This window comes from Leuconostoc sp. JNUCC 76 (genome assembly GCF_053667755.1).
Genome location: NZ_CM132206.1, coordinates 629,755 through 648,838 on the forward strand (window position 1 = coordinate 629,755; position 19,084 = coordinate 648,838).

Consider the following 19,084-nt stretch of genomic DNA (forward strand, 5'->3'; position numbering starts at 1 on the left):
GTGGAAGAAAAATCAGAACAACTACATCAAAATATCGCTCATCTTTCCGATTTATTGCATTCAGGACAAGATGAGGCTTTTGTGACGTCATTCAACGCGCTACACGACTTTGAAATGGGACAAGTGTATAGTGAATTACCGGAACAATTACGTGCAGTAGCATGGCGATTGCTTGACAATGAAACATTAGCGACTGTTTTTGATAATATAGATGTTGATGATGAAGATATTGATGACTTATTGCAAGAAATGCCCCCTCAAAAAGCTGTTCAAATTTTGCGCAATATGTATGCCGATAACGAGGTCGATCTTCTTCAGGAAATGCCAACGCGGTTAGTTGCAACCTACTTAAGCTTGATGCCAAAAGATGAGGCTGAAGATATTCGTAAGCTGATCAATTACGAGGAGCAAACTGCTGGTTCATTAATGTCAATTGAGTATTTGGCAGTTGAGGCAGATTTGCGTGTTGATGAAGTGATGCGTTTAGTTAAGCAACAAGCACTTGAAGCTGAGGCGATCAACTACGTTTATGTATTAGATAAACAAGAACGGCTAGTTGGTGTTATTTCTCTTCGTGATTTGTTAACACATCCTGATGACATGTTGGTATCGGAAATCACGAAAGACAGGATTATCAGTGTAAAAGCTGGTGACGATCAGCAAGACGTTGCACAAATTGTGGCTGATTATAACTTCATATCCATTCCAGTTACAGACGATAATGACCGATTATTAGGTGTCATTACAGTCGATGATATCGTGGATGTTATTGATGAAGAGGCTGTTGAAGATTATTCCGGATTGGCTGCCGTTAACGTTAGTCAAACAGATGATACAGCATGGCATTCAGCGATTAAACGTATTCCTTGGTTGATTGCACTTCTTTTATTAGGGATGTCAACGGCTACACTGATTAGTTCATTTGATGGTCTGGTACGAAAAGCGTCAATACTGGCTGTGTTTATTTCTCTGATTACTGGTACAGCAGGTAATGCTGGAACGCAAGCATTAGCTTTGGCTGTCCGGCGCTTAGCTGTGGGAAGTAGTAATAGTGCTGTTAAAAATTTCTTGAGTGAAATTTTTGCAGGTTTTTTAGTAGGGACGGCAACGGGCTTTTCGGTTTTTCTAATTGTTACTTTTTGGAAGCATAATTATCAATTGGGTTTTGCGGTGGGTATCGCGATGGCAGTCGCCATTATGGTAGCCAACCTAGCAGGGTACTTGATTCCCGAACTTATTGATAAATTAGGCATGGATCCAGCGGTAGCAAGTGGTCCATTTATTACAACTTTATCAGATTTAACTTCAGTTCTAATTTATTTTAATATTGCACAATTATTTATTTCACATTTTACCGGCGCGTAAAACTAAAACACGCGAAAAAAGCAATAGCGGTTCTCATCGCTATTGCTTTTTTGTTTATATGATTTTAAATATTGGTTTGATTTGCTTCGCGAAGCTACCATCAGGGTCATTGACAAATGAAGCGTAGTCTTGCCAATATTTGTCTGATAAAATAATTGGTTCAGCAATATTGTCGGGGATGTATTGGCGAGGAATCGCACCATCCTCTGTAACGGGGCCATCATAACTGTTGATGAAGTCTTGCATTTTTTTCTCAATTACAAGTGCTTGTGGACCAAACCAATTATATGGTTCTCGATGGATATTACTTTCATTAATATCAAATAATTCATCACGATTAATCACTGTAAATGGATGAACCAAAGTAATAAATTTAACTTGACCAGTGTCACTGACTTCGGCTAATGCGCCTGCCATTTCAGACGGCAGGTTTGGTTGTTGATGCACCGTTGTTGCTAGAAGTAGTTGGCCTGCATAAGAAATATCTAAAGTTATGGGTTGACCAATGACCATTGTTAATAATTTTTCTGGGGAAATACTTAATGCTCTCATTTTTTTAATCCTGTAGTGTTATGAAATCAAATTTTTCGAAATCGAATAGGCCTTGATCGGTAATCTTTAAACTTGGAATGACTGGTAATGCCATGAACGATAAAGTTAAAAATGGATCAAATGGCACGTCACTGATTTCTGAGAAAGCTTGTAACAAATGTTGATTAGTTTTGATGACATTTTCAAATGGTTGATCTGACATTAAACCGCCAATTGGGAGTGGTAAGGTCGTAATTTTACCATGGTTAACGACAACTTGGCCGCCGCCAATTTCATGCAGCGTATCTGCTGCTAAAATCATGTCTTCGTCGTTTACGCCTGCTATAATCACGTTATGGGAATCATGAGCAATAGTTGAAGCAATCGCACCGTCGCGCATGTTAAATCCTTTGATGATACCGACACCGTGGCCAAGATTGTGATAACGTTCTGCGACTACAATTTTAGCGAAAGTTTCGTTTGCAACGAACAGTCCTTGTTCAACAGGAACTTCTTCCACAGTGTGCTCGGTGGTGATGTGGTGAGGGGTGATGTTGATAATATGCGCTGGTTTATCAGATTGGAGAGGTAAGGCAATATCGGATTTGGTTAATGAGAAGTTTAATGATTGGTTAGCTAACGGTGTGACAGTTGAATGATTGTCTTTATACCAATGACCACCAATCATGACCTTTGGTGTTTCCAAATGTGCTAAATCATCGAATACTGCTAGATCAGCCACAAATCCATCTGTCAATGCGCCGATATTTTGTAACTTATGCGCTTGAGCGGCATTATACGTTGCTATCGTAAAAGCAATTGCTGGATCCATACCATTTTCAATGGCAAGTTTCACGCTATAATCAATGGAACCTTCACTTTGAATGTCGTTAGCTGTTTTGTCATCTGTGGCAAAAGAAAAATGTGATTGATTGGCCATTGTAATTGCAGGTAGTATTGCTTTTTCATCACGCTCAACCGTACCTTCACGAACAAAGATTGAGAAACCAGCATTTAAGCGTTCTAATGCTTCTTTTGCATTCTCACTTTCGTGATCGGTGTCAATGCCAACTCTTCGATAAATTGCAAGTTGCTCCGGAGTTAAACCGGCAGCATGCCCGTCAACATGTCGACCAGCATCTTCAGCATCTTTAATTTTTTGTAACATATCGAGATCAAAATTTGCTACAGCAGGAAAATCCATAACTTCTGCTAAACCGTTGACTTCCGGCACGCTATAGAATGGCTTTAAAGCATCAGCGTGAAGCGTGGCTCCAGCATGTTCAAAAGGTGTAGCGGGTACTGAAGAAGGTAACATGTAATGAATGTTTAGTGGTGTTTGCTTAGCATCTTCTAACATATACTGAATGCCAGACACACCAGCTACACTGGCAATTTCATGGGGATCTGCAAATATTCGTGTAATGCCATGCGGTATAACCAGTTTTCCGAATTCACTGGGCGTGAGTAATGAGCTTTCAATGTGTAAATGGGAATCTATCAATCCAGGAACAATATACCTGCCACCAGCATCAAAGGTATTTTTAGCTGTCAAGTCACTTCGTTTTCCGCGGTATAAAATTTGATTATCGTTAATCCATAATTCTGTATCGTCAAATTTTAAATTAAATACATCTAGAATTTTGGCATTTTTGATGTGCCATGTAACGAGTTTTGTCACAATATGTCTCACCTTCAATTTTTTTATATGATACCACAAACTCATATTGTATAGGAAAAATATTCTAAATATTAATATTGTACCAATCACTTTTTATAGGGTATACCAATAATAAAAAAGTTGTTTGACAATGGCTTTTAAGCTGTGTAAAATAACACTTGTGAACAAAATAAAAAATAAAACCATTTTTGAAAGTAGGACTATATAAATGTGTGGAATTGTTGGATTTACTAGTTTTAATCAAGTGTTACCAACTTTATTAAAAGGTCTAGAAAAGCTAGAATATCGTGGTTATGATTCAGCTGGCGTGTATGTAAATGATGGTGACCAAGGAGACTATTTGGTCAAAGAAACAGGCCGTGTAGCTGATTTAGAACGTGCTACAGAAAACAAGGATATCAAGGGTACTTCGGGGATTGCTCACACGCGTTGGGCAACTCACGGTGGTGTATCTGTTGAAAATGCGCATCCCCATGCTTCAGAAGATGGACGTTTCTACTTAGCACACAATGGTGTAATTGAAAATTACGATGAATTACGTGATACATATTTGCAAGGTGTAAAACTACATTCTCAGACAGATACAGAAGTTGCGGTCCAATTGATAGATAAGTTTGCAAAAGAAGAGAACTTGTCAGCAGTCGACGCTTTTAAAAAAATGATTGCTTTACTAGACGGCAATTCAGCATACGCGTTCTTGTTGATGGATCGTCAAGAACCTGGTGTTATGTATACTGCTAAAAAGAAAAGTCCTTTACTGATTGGTGTTTCAGATCAGGGAAATGTGGTGACATCCGACGCTGCTGCTATGTTAGATGTAACTCATGACTTTATCGAATTGATGGATGATGAAGTTGCGATTATTGAGAAAGATAAAGTGACTTTATTCAATGCACAAGGAGAACCAATTACGCGGTTACCATTCCATCTCGATATTGATGCTACTGAAACTGATAAAGGTGTTTATCCATACTACATGCTTAAAGAAGTGGACGAGCAAGCAATTGTTACTCGTACACTTTCTCAATATTATTTTGATGATGAGAACAATATTCAAAATATCGATATCAAAATTATTGATGCAATGAAAGCGGCTGATCGCTTATATATTGTTGCTGCAGGAACATCTTATCATGCCGGATTAGTTGGCAAACGGTACTTTGAACAATGGGCTAAGATTCCGACTGAAGTTCATATTTCTTCAGAATTTGCTTATGATCAACCAATGCTCAGCCAAAAACCATTCTTTATCTTCTTAAGCCAATCAGGTGAAACGGCTGACTCTCGTGAAGTTTTGGATAACATTACGAAACAAGGTTATCCAACCTTGACTATTGCTAATGTTATGAATTCAACATTAACACGAGAAGCTGACTTCGCATTACCTCTACTGGCCGGACCGGAAATAGCGGTTGCTTCTACTAAAGCATACACGGCTCAAATAAGTGTTGAAGCTATTTTAGCTCACGCTATTGGTCATTCAGGATTGGATTTAAAGCTTGAATTGGCGAAAGTAGCTGTTGAAATGCAAGTGATCATTGATCAAAAAGAAGATTTTAAAGCAATAGCAGAAAGCGCATTATCTGGACAGCGCTCAGCATTTTATATCGGACGTGGCCTAGATGCTGCCGTAGCTGTTGAGGCGGCACTCAAATTAAAAGAAATCTCTTACGTCCAAACGGAAGGGTTTGCTGCTGGAGAGCTAAAGCATGGTACGATTTCACTTATTGAAGAAGGAACACCAGTTTTTGCACTCCTTACACAAACGAAGACAGCTGGATTAGTTCGAGGTGAAATCGCACAAGTTGCCGCGCGTGGTGCTAATGCAATTGTTATTGCAACCAAAGGACTCGCTAAAGTTGGGGACGCCTATATTTTGCCGGAAGTTAATGAGCTACTGATGCCATTATTGGAAGTGATTCCAGCTCAATTAATAGCCTACTACGCAACTCTAGACAGAGGGTTGGATGTTGATCGACCTCGAAATTTGGCAAAGAGTGTAACCGTTCAATAAAATATAAAAATCGATAGAAATATTCTTATCGATTTTTTTTGTACGCAGCGTTTCATTCTGGTAAAATGAATTAGATACCATTATGCAAAAAAAATATTGCATACGAAGGAGGAGCGTTTTGGCGCTTTTTAAAACAAAAAAGAACACCGTTTACGATACTACGCAACTTAAAATTCCAGAGCATATTGCAATTATTATGGATGGTAATGGTCGATGGGCAAAGAAACGTTTGATGCCAAGAGTTGCGGGACATAAAGCTGGCATGAATACAGTAAAGCGCATTGCGTCTGCAGCAAGTGATATGGGCGTTAAAGTCTTGACACTATACGTATTTTCTACGGAAAATTGGTCACGCCCTAATGATGAGGTCAACTTTCTAATGCAGCTGCCAATCGCTTTTTTTAATGATTTCGTACCTGATTTGATTAAAAATAACATTCGAGTTTCTGTTACTGGAAATGTTGATGCGTTACCAGCAGCGACTCAAGATGCTGTTAATAGAGCAATTGAAGAGACTGCCAGCGGTACCGGCATGGTTTTAAACTTTGCAATGAATTATGGCGGACAAGTTGAAATTGTTAATGCTACAAAAAAAATAGCCGAAGAAGTGGCCAAGGGTCATTTGTCACCGGATGATATTAATTCGGAAGTTTTCGCTGCTGCCTTACAAACAGCACACTTGGGAGACTTGGCTACACCAGACTTGATGATTCGAACCTCTGGTGAATTGCGCTTGAGTAATTTTTTGCCATATCAAGCCGCTTACGCAGAATTATATTTTACTGATGTTCTATGGCCTGACTATTCTTCGGATGATTTAATCATAGCCATACAATCTTATACAAAACGAGATCGACGATTTGGCGGTCTCAATGATGAAAGTGAGAAACAAGCTTAATGAAAACACGTGTTATTACAGCAGTCGTTGCTTTAATTATCTTTGTGCCATTGTTAGTAATTGGTGGCACGCCTCTTTTAATTTTGACGTTAGCCATGGCAGTTGTTGCTATGAGCGAGATACTACGTATGAAACATCGTTTTTTCGTATCTGCGGAAGCATTGCTGAGCTTTGTTGGTGTTACTGTAATTACACTACCAAAAGCAACTTGGCAGGATATGCCCTTTAATCTTAATGGAAGCATTATTTTTTATATTATTGTTTTCTTACTTTTGTTACATACCGTTTTGAGTCGTAATCATTTTAATTTCGATGATGCAGGAACATTGGCGCTGACGATTGTATATGTTGGTACAGGGTTTCATTACTTTTTTCAAGCAGATAGTAAAGGAATTGCTACGGTCATGTTCGGTATGCTGATTGTATGGATTACTGATTCAGGTGCTTATATGGTTGGTCGTGCAATTGGGAAAAACAAATTGGCTCCTAAAATCAGCCCCAATAAAACTTGGGAAGGTTCTATTGGTGGTAGCATGGTAGCTATTATTGTTGTTCCGGCATTATTTACCATCTTCCATTGGTTGCCGAACTATAACTTTATCGAATTGCTAGCGTTTACGGCCATTTTGTCAATTGCTGGTCAGTTAGGTGACTTAATTGAATCTGGTTTCAAACGTCATTATGGTGTGAAAGATTCGGGTAATATTTTGCCTGGACATGGTGGCATATTAGATCGTTTTGATTCAATGCTAATCGTTATGCCTATGATGGCCGTATTGGGTATACTCAATTAAAAATGATTTTGCAAGAATGTTAGATTTCTTCAAATCAGGTAGGTGCTAAATTTATGAATGTTACATCAATTATTGCTTTTATATTTGTGTTTGGCGTGCTCGTTACAGTGCATGAATTTGGACATTTTTTTGTTGCAAAAAAATCCGGTGTATTAGTTCGTGAATTTGCAATCGGAATGGGACCAAAACTGCTCAGTTGGAATCGAAACCATACAGCCTATACTATTCGCATACTACCTGTAGGTGGATATGTTCGCATGGCTGGCATGGATGAAGAACCTGATCTGGATGCGGGTCAACGATTACGTTTGACTTTTAATGAGCAAGGAAAAGTCACAAAAATAGATACACAAATAGATGAGGCCGGGATTGGCGTGCCTTTCCAAGTAGATTCGTTCGATTTAAGTGATGCATTGACCCTGACGGGATATTCAGATAATGCCACAGAAATGACGACTGTACATGTTGATCATGATGCAACGATTATTGAGGAAAATGGTATCGAGGTTCAAGTTGCGCCTCGAGATGTATGGCTACAAAGCGCCAAAGTATGGAAACGCGCGTTAATTAATATTGCCGGCCCGGTTATGAACTTTGTATTAGCTTTGGTTATTTTTTCGGGCGTAGGGTTTGCCACGGCTAGTGTGGGCTTAAATGAACCAATTATTGGCACCGTTCAAAAAAGTATGCCAGCTGATCAAGCTGGTTTAAAAGCCGGTGATGAAATCACACAAATTGATAAGGTCAAAACGAATACTTGGAATCAAGTTGCCAATGCTATTGGTAACTCTAAGGAAAATCAGCTGAACATCATAGTGTTACGCAATGGTCACAAAAAGCAGGTTGAAGTGAGACCAAAAACTGTTAAAATAAATGGTGTGCAGACTAAACAAATTGGTATCATCGAAAAAAAACACACTGATACCATTTCACGTCTAAAGTATGGTTTAATAAATACTGGTGCAACAATTGGCCAAATATGGCATGCTTTAAGCCATTTATTTACTGGTGGCTTTAGCTTAGATAAGCTTGGTGGTCCTGTATCTATTGCTAAAACAACTTCATCCGTAGCAAAAACAGGATTTTTAAACATATTAATATTTATGGCTATGCTATCACTTAATTTGGGTATTATGAATTTAATTCCAATTCCAGCATTGGATGGTGGTAAACTCATTTTGAATTTGTTGGAAGGTCTATTACGTCGACCTTTGCCACAGTCATTTGAAAACGCTGTAACTATCGTTGGCGCTGTATTTATGATCATTTTAATGGTCGCCGTCACTATAAACGATATTTTAAGATAAAAACTGGTGCTATCGGCACCGTACATAACAACAAAACATAAGGGGAATTCATGAAACAGTCGAAATTATTAATGCCAACATTGCGGGATATTCCAGCAGAGGCTGAAGTAAAAAGCCATCAACTTTTGCTAAAAGCAGGGTATATTCGCCCAATTGCAGCAGGAATGTTTTCATATTTACCATTAGCAAAACGAGTTTTAAATAAAATTGAAACAATTATTCGTGAAGAGATGGATAAGATTGATGCCAACGAAATGTTGGTACCTGAAGTCTTACCAGCCGAGTTATGGCAACGCTCTGGTCGTTATGAAACATACGGACCAGCTTTATATAAGTTTAAAAATCGTCAAGATCGCGATTTTATTTTGGGTCCCACGCACGAAGAAACTTTTACGCAATTAATTGCTGATGAAATTAAGTCATACAAGAAATTACCGTTGACTGTTTATCAAATTCAGGCAAAGTTCCGTGATGAAAACCGACCACGTTTCGGGCTATTACGTACTCGTGAATTTATTATGAAAGATGCTTATTCATTTAGTGCTGATCAAGAAGGTTTAGATGAAGCATTTCATAATATGGAAGAAGCCTATACCAATATCTTTGATCGACTAGGGCTCAAGTATCGTGCAATAGTTGGCGATGCTGGTGCTATGGGTGGATCAGATTCTAAAGAATTTTCGGCACCTGCTGCAGCTGGTGAAGATACGATTGCTTATTCTGATGCAACAGATTATGCGGCTAATCTTGAAATGGCTAAGGATTTTTACGAACGTCAATCTGCAACAGCTGAACAGTTGGCGCTTGAAAAGATTTCAACTCCTAACGAAAAAACAATTGATGATGTGGCCACATTTTTGGACAAGCCAAAGAATGAATTAGTTAAGACGATTATGTTCGTTGCAGATGACGAACTAGTTGCTGTTGTGACAACTGGCGATTTTGAAGTCAATGAAGTTAAGGTTCAGAATTATTTACATGCTGATTCGTTGGTTATGGCTGAAGAAGCGGATGTTCGTAAAGCAGTTGGTGCCGGATTTGGTTCATTGGGACCAATTGGACTACCAGAAGAAGTTAAACTTCTAGTTGATGAGAGAGCGGCTGATTTAGCTAATTTTGCAGCTGGTGCTAATGAAGACGGGATGCATTATGTCAATATTAATTGGAACCGTGATGTTGACTTACTTGCAGAAAATATTAGTGATTTCCGTACAGTACGCGAGGGTGATTTATCCATAGATGGTAAGGGTAAATTACAGTTTACTTCAGGTATTGAAATTGGTCATATTTTTAAACTTGGTACACGATACTCGAAAACCTTAGGCGCGCAAGTTCTGGATAATAATGGACGACAAACTGATGTCATCATGGGATCATATGGTATCGGTGTGTCACGTTTATTGAGTGCTATTGCCGAACAAAAGGCAGATGAAGATGGTTTAGTCTGGCCTGCTAGCGTAGCACCATTTGACATTCATATTGTTCCAATTAACATGAAGGATGAAGACCAAGCTCGTGTGGCTGAACAGTTAGAGACATTGTTGGTAGCGCAAGGCATGGAAGTACTAGTTGACGACCGTAAAGAGCGAGCTGGAGTTAAGTTTGCTGATGCGGACTTGATTGGCCTACCAATCCGTATTACAGTCGGTAAAAAGGCTGACGAAGATGTTGTAGAAGTCAAAGTTCGAGCAAGTAACACAAACATTGAGATGCGAGTTAGTGAAGTCGTAGATTCTGTCTCAGTATTGCTAAATGCGTCAGAAAAATAAGTATATTTAAAATTGCCGATATTCTATCGGCTTTTTTACTCAAGTAGAGGATAAAATGAAGTTAACGCAACAAGAACAATTACAACACTTACTTACGCATATTCAACTGCCAGAAGAAATTCATCATTATTTTGATGACGGTTGTTTGTCTCAAGTTGATGTTTCAGTTAGTCAAAAAATGTGGCTTTTTCATGTCGAAATTGAACAGATACTACCGGTAAATGTATACATGCAATTTCAGCAGTATTTACGAACTGCGTTCACTAATATAGCAGTGGTTCAACTTGAGATCACCACGCCAGTGCAGCAAGTTAACGAAGAAGTTGTCAATTCTTATTGGCATCTAGCGCTACAAGAATCAAGTCTTAACCATGCTACAACGCAGCAACTTGCTAGCAACACGATACTAAAGACAATTGAAACGAATCACTTTGGTGTTGCAGTCGGCGCATCAATTTTGTATCGCGCATTGACTGTTGAGGTTATCGATTCAATTACGACAGTTTATCATTCTTTTGGATTACCAAAAATTAAGTTGACTCCAAAGTTGGATGAACAACTTGAGCAAGAAATTCAAGAAAATGTGGCACAACATCATGCAAAAGCGCGTGAAGATTTGCAGAGAGCAATTGTTGCTAACGAACAATCAAAGCCTAAAGTTTCTAGTGAGGGGGTTGCATTAGCTTTAGGGCGTAAAATACCTGCTGATTCTGAAATTACACGTTTAGATAGCATAGATGGTGAAGAAAATCGTGTCGTTATAGAAGGATATATTTTTGCGGAAGAAATAAGAGAGCTACGTTCTGGACGGAAACTACTAACACTCAAATTGACAGATTATTCAAGTTCTATTTCTGCTAAGAAATTTTCAAACAACGAGAATGATGAAGCCGTTTTTGATGGTTTAAAGTCTGGTTTGTGGGTGCGATTAAGTGGAAACATTCAAGAAGATCAATATGCACGCGAATTGGTGATGAACATATATGATTTGCAGGTTGTAGATCATGCAAATCGACAAGAAGCTTATCAAGGTGAAGAAAAACATATTGAATTGCACGCACATACTAATATGTCAGCGATGGATGCAGTTACTGATTTTTCAGGTGTCGCGAAATTAGCAAAAGGTTGGGGACAAACTGCTTTGGCTGTTACTGATACGGGTAATGTTCAGGGATTCCCTGAGGCATCAGCTGCTGGTGCAAAAAATGGTTTGAAAATGATTTATGGCATGGAAGCTAACTTAGTTGAGGATGGTGAGCCTATTGGTTTTAATTTAGATCAAACCGAATTATTGAATAAAGACACTATTTTTGTAGCTTTTGATTTGGAAACAACCGGTTTATCGGCAGTGACAGATCGTATTATTGAGCTATCAGCGGTTAAAATGCAGCTGGGTAACGTAATTGAGAAGTTCTCAGAGTACATTAATCCTGGCTTCCCACTTTCTGAGTTTACCACCAAGTTAACTTCTATTACTGATGCTATGGTTGCTAATTCAGATACCGAAGAAAATGTTATTAAACGCTTTCGTGAATGGTCTGGAAATGCTGTCTTAGTTGGACATAATGTCACATTTGATGTTGGTTTTATGAATGCTGCCTATACGCGTTATAATCAACCAATTATCACGAATGCTATTATTGATACGTTACCATTCACACGCTGGTTATACCCTGATTATAAGTCTTATAGATTGGGCACAATCGCCAAGCGTTTCAATATTAATTTGGAACAAGCGCATCGCGCTATTTTTGATGCAGAAACCACTGGACATATCGCTTGGCGATTAATTAAGGAAGCACACGAACGTTATAATTTAAACCGCCATAATGAGTTGAATGATCGCATGACTGAAGGAGACGCTTGGAAACATGGGCGTCCCGTGCATGCCACTTTGTTAGTTCAAAATGCAATAGGTTTGAAAAATTTATACAAATTAGTGTCTCGATCTAACATTGAGTTTTTTGCTCGGGTACCGCGTATTCCAAGATCAATTCTAGAGCAGTATCGGGAAGGTTTACTTATCGGTACTGGAGACACGGGTGGTGATGTTATCATCACCTTGATTGAAAAGGGATATCAAGAAGCAGAGAAAAAAGCGGCATATTACGATTTTATTGAAATACAGCCAACAGCCAATTATCAACCAATGATTGAATCAGGATTGATTGCAAATGAAGAAAAATTGCAAGATATTTTGAAAGATATGGTATCAATAGGGAATAAGCTGAAGAAACTAGTTGTAGTTACCGAGGATGTAAAGTACACAAATCCTGAAGACAAGGTTTATCGCAATATCTTAATTGCCACACAACCCGGAAACCCACAAAATAGAACAGAATTACCGGACTTATATTTTAAAACCACACAAGAATTACTTGATGATTATGCTTTTATGGGTGAAGCATTAGCAAAAAAGTTGGTTATTGATAATACACATTTAATTGTTGAGATGTTAGAGGATGTTGAACCACTAAAAAGTGGTTCGTATCCACCAAAGATTCCTGAGGCTGGCGATGAGTTAACTGCAAAAACTTATCGCACAGCTAAGGAATGGTACGGTGATTCTATTCCAAAAGAAATACAGGCTCGTATCGATCAAGAATTAAAAGCCATTATCGGTAATGGCTTTGCACCACACTACATTATTGCACAAAGGCTGGTTGCAAAATCAATTAAAGATGGTTATTTGGTTGGTTCCCGTGGGTCAGTAGGCTCCTCTTTTGTCGCTACAATGTCTGGAATTACAGAGGTTAATCCCTTGCCACCTCATTACCGTTCTGCCCACGGAGATTATTTTGAATTGGTCGATCCTAAACAATATGAGTCGGGTTATGATTTACCTGAAAAAGAAGATCCGCATCATCCCGGCGAATTATTGATTGGTGATGGACAAAATATACCGTTTGAAACTTTCATGGGATTTACTGGTAACAAGGTGCCTGATATTGATTTAAACTTTTCTGGCGATTACCAACCGATTGCACATAATTACATGAAGGTATTGTTTGGTGAACATAATGTTTATCGTGCGGGGACAATTGCGACAGTCGCTGAAAAAACAGCTTTTGGTTATGTTAAAGCTTATGAACGTGAACATGAAAAACATTACCGAGGTGCCGAAATTGAACGACTTGCACAGGGAATGACAGGGGTTAAACGTACTACTGGTCAACATCCGGGTGGTATTTTGATTGTACCGCGTGAATATGAGGTATATGACTTTACACCAATACAATATCCAGCTGATGACCAAAAATCTCTCTGGCAAACTACACACATGGATTATCATTCAATACATGATAATTTACTTAAAATGGATATATTGGGTCATGATGACCCAACAATGGTACGTACTTTAAAGGATATGTCGGGAATTGACCCGCAGTCAATTCCTGCCAATGATCCTGGCGTGTTGAGCTTGTTTACATCAACTGAAGCGTTAGGTGTTACACCTGAGCAAATTTTTTCTAACACAGGGACACTTGGCTTACCTGAATTTGGTACCAATTTTGTGCGGGGGATGTTAACAGAAACACAACCACATACTTACTCAGAATTATTACAAATTTCTGGTCTATCTCATGGTACTGATGTTTGGTTAGGTAATGCCAATGAATTAATTGAGAATGGTACAGCAACAATCGGTACAGTAATTGGAACGCGAGATAAAATTATGACCGATTTAATTAACTGGGGATTTCCTGCTGCTGATGCTTTCAATATTATGGAAAAAGTACGTAAAGGAAAAGGGATAACAGACGAATACCAAAAACAGTTGCGTGAAGCAAAAATTCCTGAATGGTATATTCAATCAATGTTGAAGATTAAGTATATGTTCCCACGTGCTCATGCTGCTGCGTACGTTCTTATGGCGCTAAGAATTGCTTACTTTAAGGTATACTTTCCAACGATATACTATGCCACTTATTTTTCTGTAAGGGCTGATGCGTTTGATATTGTTGCTATGAGTCGCGGTAAGGATACAACTAAAGCAGCAATACAGAAGCTGAAGTCGCTAGGAAATGATGCCACTGTTGGAGACAAAAATTTGTTAACTGTTTTAGAGATGGCTAATGAAGCATTAGAACGTAATATCACTTTTGCTATGGTTGATTTAAATAAGTCTGAAGCACTGGAGTGGGTTATCGATGGAGATACGTTAATTCCGCCATTCGTTTCATTACCTGGATTGGGAGATAATGTGGCAAAGCAAATCGTTGCTGCTAGAACAGAAAAACCATTCATTAGTAAAGAAGATTTAAAGAAGCGTGGGAAAGTCTCACAAACAATTATTGAGTTTATGACATTGCACTCGGTTTTAGATGGATTACCAGATGAAAATCAGTTAAGTTTGTTTGATTTTTAGTAATTATGTTAAACTTTTGATACGGATATAAAACATTCTAAATCTGTCTACATTAAGAGGGAGAAATTTATGAAACATGAATGGCATCAAAAGGTAGCTGGATATTTTGAATACGTTTTAAATATTATGATGATTTTAATTGGTATCGTTATATTTGGTTTTTTGATTCGTGAAATTTGGAATTTGGCACAAATGCTGTCAATTAAGGATATCTCAGGACATTTTACGGAATTAGCAGAGCAAATATTGATTGTCTTTCTATTTTTTGAATTTTTGGGATTAGGAAGAGAATACTTTGTTAAGGATGCGCATATTTCAACTGATAATTTCTTGTATATTGGTGTTACAGCTATTGTACGAGCAATGCTTGTATATCACGATGAAACTTACAAAACATTAATGCTAGCTGCCTCGATATTCTTACTTATTTCAGCTCAGGCGATTTATCGTTACTTTAGACCAAAGCAAAAATATTGAATTACTAATCTGTAAAAAACTAATTATGATTCTAAATAATTAGTTTTTTTATTTGACTTCAAAAAAAGAATGTTTAGTAATCTATGCTTTTCGTCATCTATTTCATGGTATGATAATAAAAGAAATTTTATTAAAATGGACGGAAACATGACTAAAAACATTGTCGTACTCGGCAGCTTGAATGTCGATAATATTATGAAAATGCCACGGATGCCACTTGTTGGTGAAACGATGGCGCTTACTGAAGTGACAACAGCACCGGGTGGAAAAGGTGCTAATCAAGCTGTTGCTGCTTCTCGTCAAGGTGCTAATGTATCATTTATTGGCGCTGTTGGAAATGATGCTAATGGTCAATTTATGCGGGCAACATTACTTACGAATGGTGTTAATGTTGATTCAGTTGCAACAAATAGTGATGTACCAACAGGTTCAGCATACATTATGCTACAGGAAAGCGGCGCTAATACAATTTTAATTCATGGTGGAGCTAACCAAGCATTAAAAATTGAGGATCTAAATCCAGCACTAATTGCTAAAGCTGATGTTTTGATTGCACAATTTGAAGTACCATTAGACGTAATTGTGGCAGCATTTAAAATTGCCAAAGAAAACAATGTTCAAACTATTCTAAATCCAGCACCAGCGGTATATGAACTAACATCAGAACTAATGTCTGTGACAGACATAGTATTACCAAATGAAACTGAAGCACAATTATTGACTGGTATTACTGTCGTTAATGATGAAGGGGTATTAAATCGAGTTAGCGATGCACTTCAAGCGAAGGGAGTCCAACGGAGTATTATCACATTAGGAGAAGCGGGATCGTTTATCGCCGATGGTCAAAAAAGATGGTGGGTACAACCTGAAAAGGTAGATGCACAAGATACTACTGCGGCGGGTGACACTTTTATCGGTACATTAGCCAGCGTCATAGCACCTGATTTTAGTAATTTAGATGATGCTGTGCAGCGAGCTAACATTGCTAGTGCAATCGCTGTAACACGTCCAGGTGCTATTCCTTCAATTCCAACAGACAAAGAGGTTGATAACTATTGATGTTGCCTGAAGACTTTAAAAATAAATACAATCGGCTCCTCGGCGATGAGTATGAAGATTTTTTATTGAGTTTTGACGCACCGGTTCAAAAAGCGTATCGTGTGAATCCATTAAAATCACATCCTGTCGTCAATGATACAGAAGATCATGGTAATCTTCCCTATGGTAAATGGGGACATTTTGGAGCTGTTAACGGACATTCAGTAGACCACGTTACTGGTGTGGTCTACTCCCAAGAGCCGTCAGCGCAATTTGTGGGTGAGGTTGTTAGGCCAAATCCTGGCGAACGTGTTTTAGATTTAGCCGCTGCACCGGGTGGGAAATCTACTCATCTAGCAGCATTCATGGGACAAAAAGGACTATTATGGTCTAACGAAATATTCTTAAATCGTGCAAAAATTTTGAGCGAAAATATCGAGCGTATGGGTATTAAAAATGCAATTGTTAGTTCACATACACCGGCTGAGTTGAGTTCAAAATTACCACTTTTTTTCGATAAAATCTTATTAGACGCCCCTTGTTCTGGTGAGGGAATGTTTCGTAAAGATCCCGGTGCGATAGACTATTGGCATGAACATTATCCAGCTGAGAATGCCACTAGACAGCGTGAAATACTCGGAGAAGCTGTTAAAATGCTTCGTCCGGGTGGGCAGATTATTTACTCAACTTGTACATTTGCTCCAGAAGAGGACGAACAAATAATCAATTGGCTTATGGCGGAGTATCCTGAATTTAGTTTGGTTTCGATTGAAAAGCCAAACAGCGCTAATATTAGTGATGCACGTCCTGAATGGATAGACGAACTTTTTGTAAATGGAACAAATGAGCACAGTGCAACGACGACGAAAAATGAGATGAAAAAAGCTGCAAGATTGTGGCCACATAAGCTGGAAGGGGAAGGTCATTTTGTGGCGAAACTTGTTAAGGCTAGTGACGATTACAATGATGTATCTGTTGTCAAACCGCTTAAAAACAAATCTTTAGATAAACAACAACGTGAGATTTTATTTAGTTTTTTTGAGGAAACATTGGCTACATTTGATCAAAAAGCAAATGAATATGTTTTGTTTGGGGATCATTTGTATATGGCACCATTTGGTACACCAGATATTTCAAGTATGAAAATATTACGTCTTGGCCTTGAATTAGGTTTATTTAAGAAAAAAAGATTCGAGCCAGCACATGCGTTAGCTCTGGCCTTGAACCCTGATGAAGTTAATCAGTCGTATGAAATGAATTCTGAGGAGTGGGCACAATTTGTTCACGGTGATGTCCTTCAGACAAAGCTGGACTTAGATAAAGGTTGGGTATTAATGACTGCTAATGGTAACGGTGCTGGGTGGGGACGTTACGTTAACGGACAAATTAAAAACTTTTTTCCAAAAGGATTGCGATTTGTTGTAAAAAAATAATTTTGTTGAGACAGCTTTTCTTTAAAAAACAAGGCCATTTTCAGTCCTTGTTTTTTCTTTACGGTCACGTAAAATGTATTAATGTTAGTATTTGAGAAATTGCTACACTAAACAAAACTATTTTATTGAAAACAAGGTGAAACGGGAGAATTTATCATGAATAGGTCAACAAAAATATTTACTGGTTTGGCAGCTGTTGTTGTTATTGCAGGTGGCATTTATGCAGTTACTAGTCACAACTCATCTAGCTCAAAAAATACAAATAAAAGCGCTACTTTAGGATTGGTATTAGACGTTGGTGGTGTTGATGATCATTCCTTTAACCAATCAGCTTGGGAGGGTGCAAAATCTTATGCTAAGGGAAATAATTTAAAGGCCGGACAAAATGCGGCAGTTACATATTTTAATACAAAAAGTCAGTCAGATTTGAATCAGAACTTTAATTTGGCTACAAAAAGTAAAAAATATGACATTGTCTACGGTATTGGTTACTCGTTAAACCAATCAATCAGCAAATCAGCAAAACTTAATCCAAAACAGAAGTTTGTGCTAATTGATGATATTGTTAAAAACCGTAAGAATGTAGCAAGTGTGATGTTCCGTTCGGAGCAATCTTCTTACTTAGCTGGTGTAGCGGCAGCGACAAAAGCAAAAGAAAATGGTGAAAAAACAGTAGGATTTATTGGTGGTATCCATGGAAACATCATCGACGCTTTCGATGCAGGATTTGAAGCGGGCGTGAAAGCAACGGATTCATCATTGACAGTTCAAAAACAATATGCAGATTCTTTCTCTGATTCCGCCAAGGGAAAGACGATTGCGGCTGCTATGTATGCTTCAGGTATTCGCACAATTTTTGCGGCCGCAGGATTTGTCGGTAATGGCGCATTTGCTGAAGCGAAGGCTGAAAATACAAAGTTAGATGCAGACTCAAAAGATCGTTTATACATTATTGGTGTTGACCGTGATCAAAAATCTGACGGATCATATACATCAAAGGATGGAAAAAAGGTCACATCAACAATGGCCTCTTCAATTACTTCAGTTGGCGATGGGGTGAAAAACATTGCTGATAAATACAATAAAAATAAGAAATTCCCTGGCGGTAAAACAATCGCCTATGGCTTGGACGATCATGGTGTTTATTTAACAAAGTCTGAATTGACTAAGTCACAAAAGGCCGCAGTTAAAAAGGCAGAAAAGTCAATCATCAATGGTAAAATTACAGTACCAAATCATCCTAAGGGTTCACAATTTAACCAAAACTTTTAAATACTAAAAGCTATTCATTTGAATGGCTTTTTTTTGTACTTACCAATACTGTTTGATACTATATTCGTTCAAGAAGTTTATTGGTAGCAAAGCATTTGGCCGAAATACTTGTTATAATATTAATTAGACGAATCAG

13 protein-coding genes are annotated in these 19,084 nt (G+C 38.2%); 11 read left to right on the plus strand and 2 right to left on the minus strand.

Going from position 1 to position 19,084, the window contains the following annotated elements:
• Positions 1-1,365 carry a magnesium transporter gene (gene mgtE / locus JNUCC76_RS03310; RefSeq protein WP_454155783.1) on the plus strand — a complete coding sequence of 455 codons (1,365 nt, stop codon included), beginning with the start codon at positions 1-3 and terminating at the stop codon, positions 1,363-1,365.
• Between the two features lie 54 nt (positions 1,366-1,419).
• Here the strand turns inward: mgtE and JNUCC76_RS03315 are convergent, their stop codons facing one another.
• Positions 1,420-1,917: a hypothetical protein gene (locus JNUCC76_RS03315; protein ID WP_454155785.1), complete on the minus strand. Its 498-nt coding sequence runs from the start codon at positions 1,915-1,917 to the stop codon at positions 1,420-1,422.
• Between the two features lie 4 nt (positions 1,918-1,921).
• Entirely contained in the window at positions 1,922-3,577 is a 1,656-nt protein-coding gene (gene ade / locus JNUCC76_RS03320) for an adenine deaminase (protein WP_454155786.1), read from the minus strand.
• A gap of 208 nt (positions 3,578-3,785) precedes the next feature.
• On the opposite strand from ade, the gene glmS reads away from it, so the two are divergent.
• The 10 genes from glmS (at position 3,786) to JNUCC76_RS03370 (ending at position 18,948) form a co-directional block, all read left to right on the plus strand.
• Positions 3,786-5,591 carry a glutamine--fructose-6-phosphate transaminase (isomerizing) gene (glmS, locus tag JNUCC76_RS03325; RefSeq protein WP_454155788.1) on the plus strand — a complete coding sequence of 602 codons (1,806 nt, stop codon included), beginning with the start codon at positions 3,786-3,788 and terminating at the stop codon, positions 5,589-5,591.
• Between the two features lie 118 nt (positions 5,592-5,709).
• Positions 5,710-6,489, plus strand: coding sequence for an undecaprenyl pyrophosphate synthase (gene uppS / locus JNUCC76_RS03330; RefSeq protein WP_454155790.1), 780 nt, complete (start codon positions 5,710-5,712; stop codon positions 6,487-6,489).
• Positions 6,489-7,283: a phosphatidate cytidylyltransferase gene (locus JNUCC76_RS03335; protein WP_454155792.1), complete on the plus strand. Its 795-nt coding sequence runs from the start codon at positions 6,489-6,491 to the stop codon at positions 7,281-7,283. The genes uppS and JNUCC76_RS03335 overlap by 1 nt, the downstream gene beginning before the upstream one ends.
• 53 nt (positions 7,284-7,336) lie before the next feature.
• Complete coding sequence (gene rseP / locus JNUCC76_RS03340; RefSeq protein WP_454155794.1) at positions 7,337-8,590, plus strand: RIP metalloprotease RseP; 1,254 nt, start codon at positions 7,337-7,339, stop codon at positions 8,588-8,590.
• 50 nt (positions 8,591-8,640) lie between these two features.
• A complete protein-coding gene (locus JNUCC76_RS03345; RefSeq protein WP_454155795.1) occupies positions 8,641-10,359 on the plus strand; it encodes a proline--tRNA ligase in 1,719 nt (572 codons plus the stop codon).
• A 55-nt stretch (positions 10,360-10,414) separates the two neighbouring features.
• A complete protein-coding gene (locus tag JNUCC76_RS03350; protein ID WP_454155797.1) occupies positions 10,415-14,728 on the plus strand; it encodes a PolC-type DNA polymerase III in 4,314 nt (1,437 codons plus the stop codon).
• 69 nt (positions 14,729-14,797) lie between these two features.
• Positions 14,798-15,205 (plus strand): phosphate-starvation-inducible protein PsiE, encoded by a 408-nt coding sequence (locus JNUCC76_RS03355; RefSeq protein ID WP_072613347.1) that lies wholly within the window; start codon positions 14,798-14,800, stop codon positions 15,203-15,205.
• A gap of 147 nt (positions 15,206-15,352) precedes the next feature.
• Positions 15,353-16,264, plus strand: coding sequence for a ribokinase (gene rbsK, locus JNUCC76_RS03360; RefSeq protein ID WP_454155799.1), 912 nt, complete (start codon positions 15,353-15,355; stop codon positions 16,262-16,264).
• Positions 16,264-17,676, plus strand: coding sequence for an RsmF rRNA methyltransferase first C-terminal domain-containing protein (locus JNUCC76_RS03365; protein WP_454155801.1), 1,413 nt, complete (start codon positions 16,264-16,266; stop codon positions 17,674-17,676). Before rbsK ends, JNUCC76_RS03365 begins: the two co-directional genes overlap by 1 nt.
• 156 nt (positions 17,677-17,832) lie before the next feature.
• Positions 17,833-18,948, plus strand: a complete 1,116-nt coding sequence (locus tag JNUCC76_RS03370; protein ID WP_454155802.1) for a BMP family lipoprotein — start codon at positions 17,833-17,835, stop codon at positions 18,946-18,948.
• Positions 18,949-19,084: the final 136 nt, after the last annotated feature.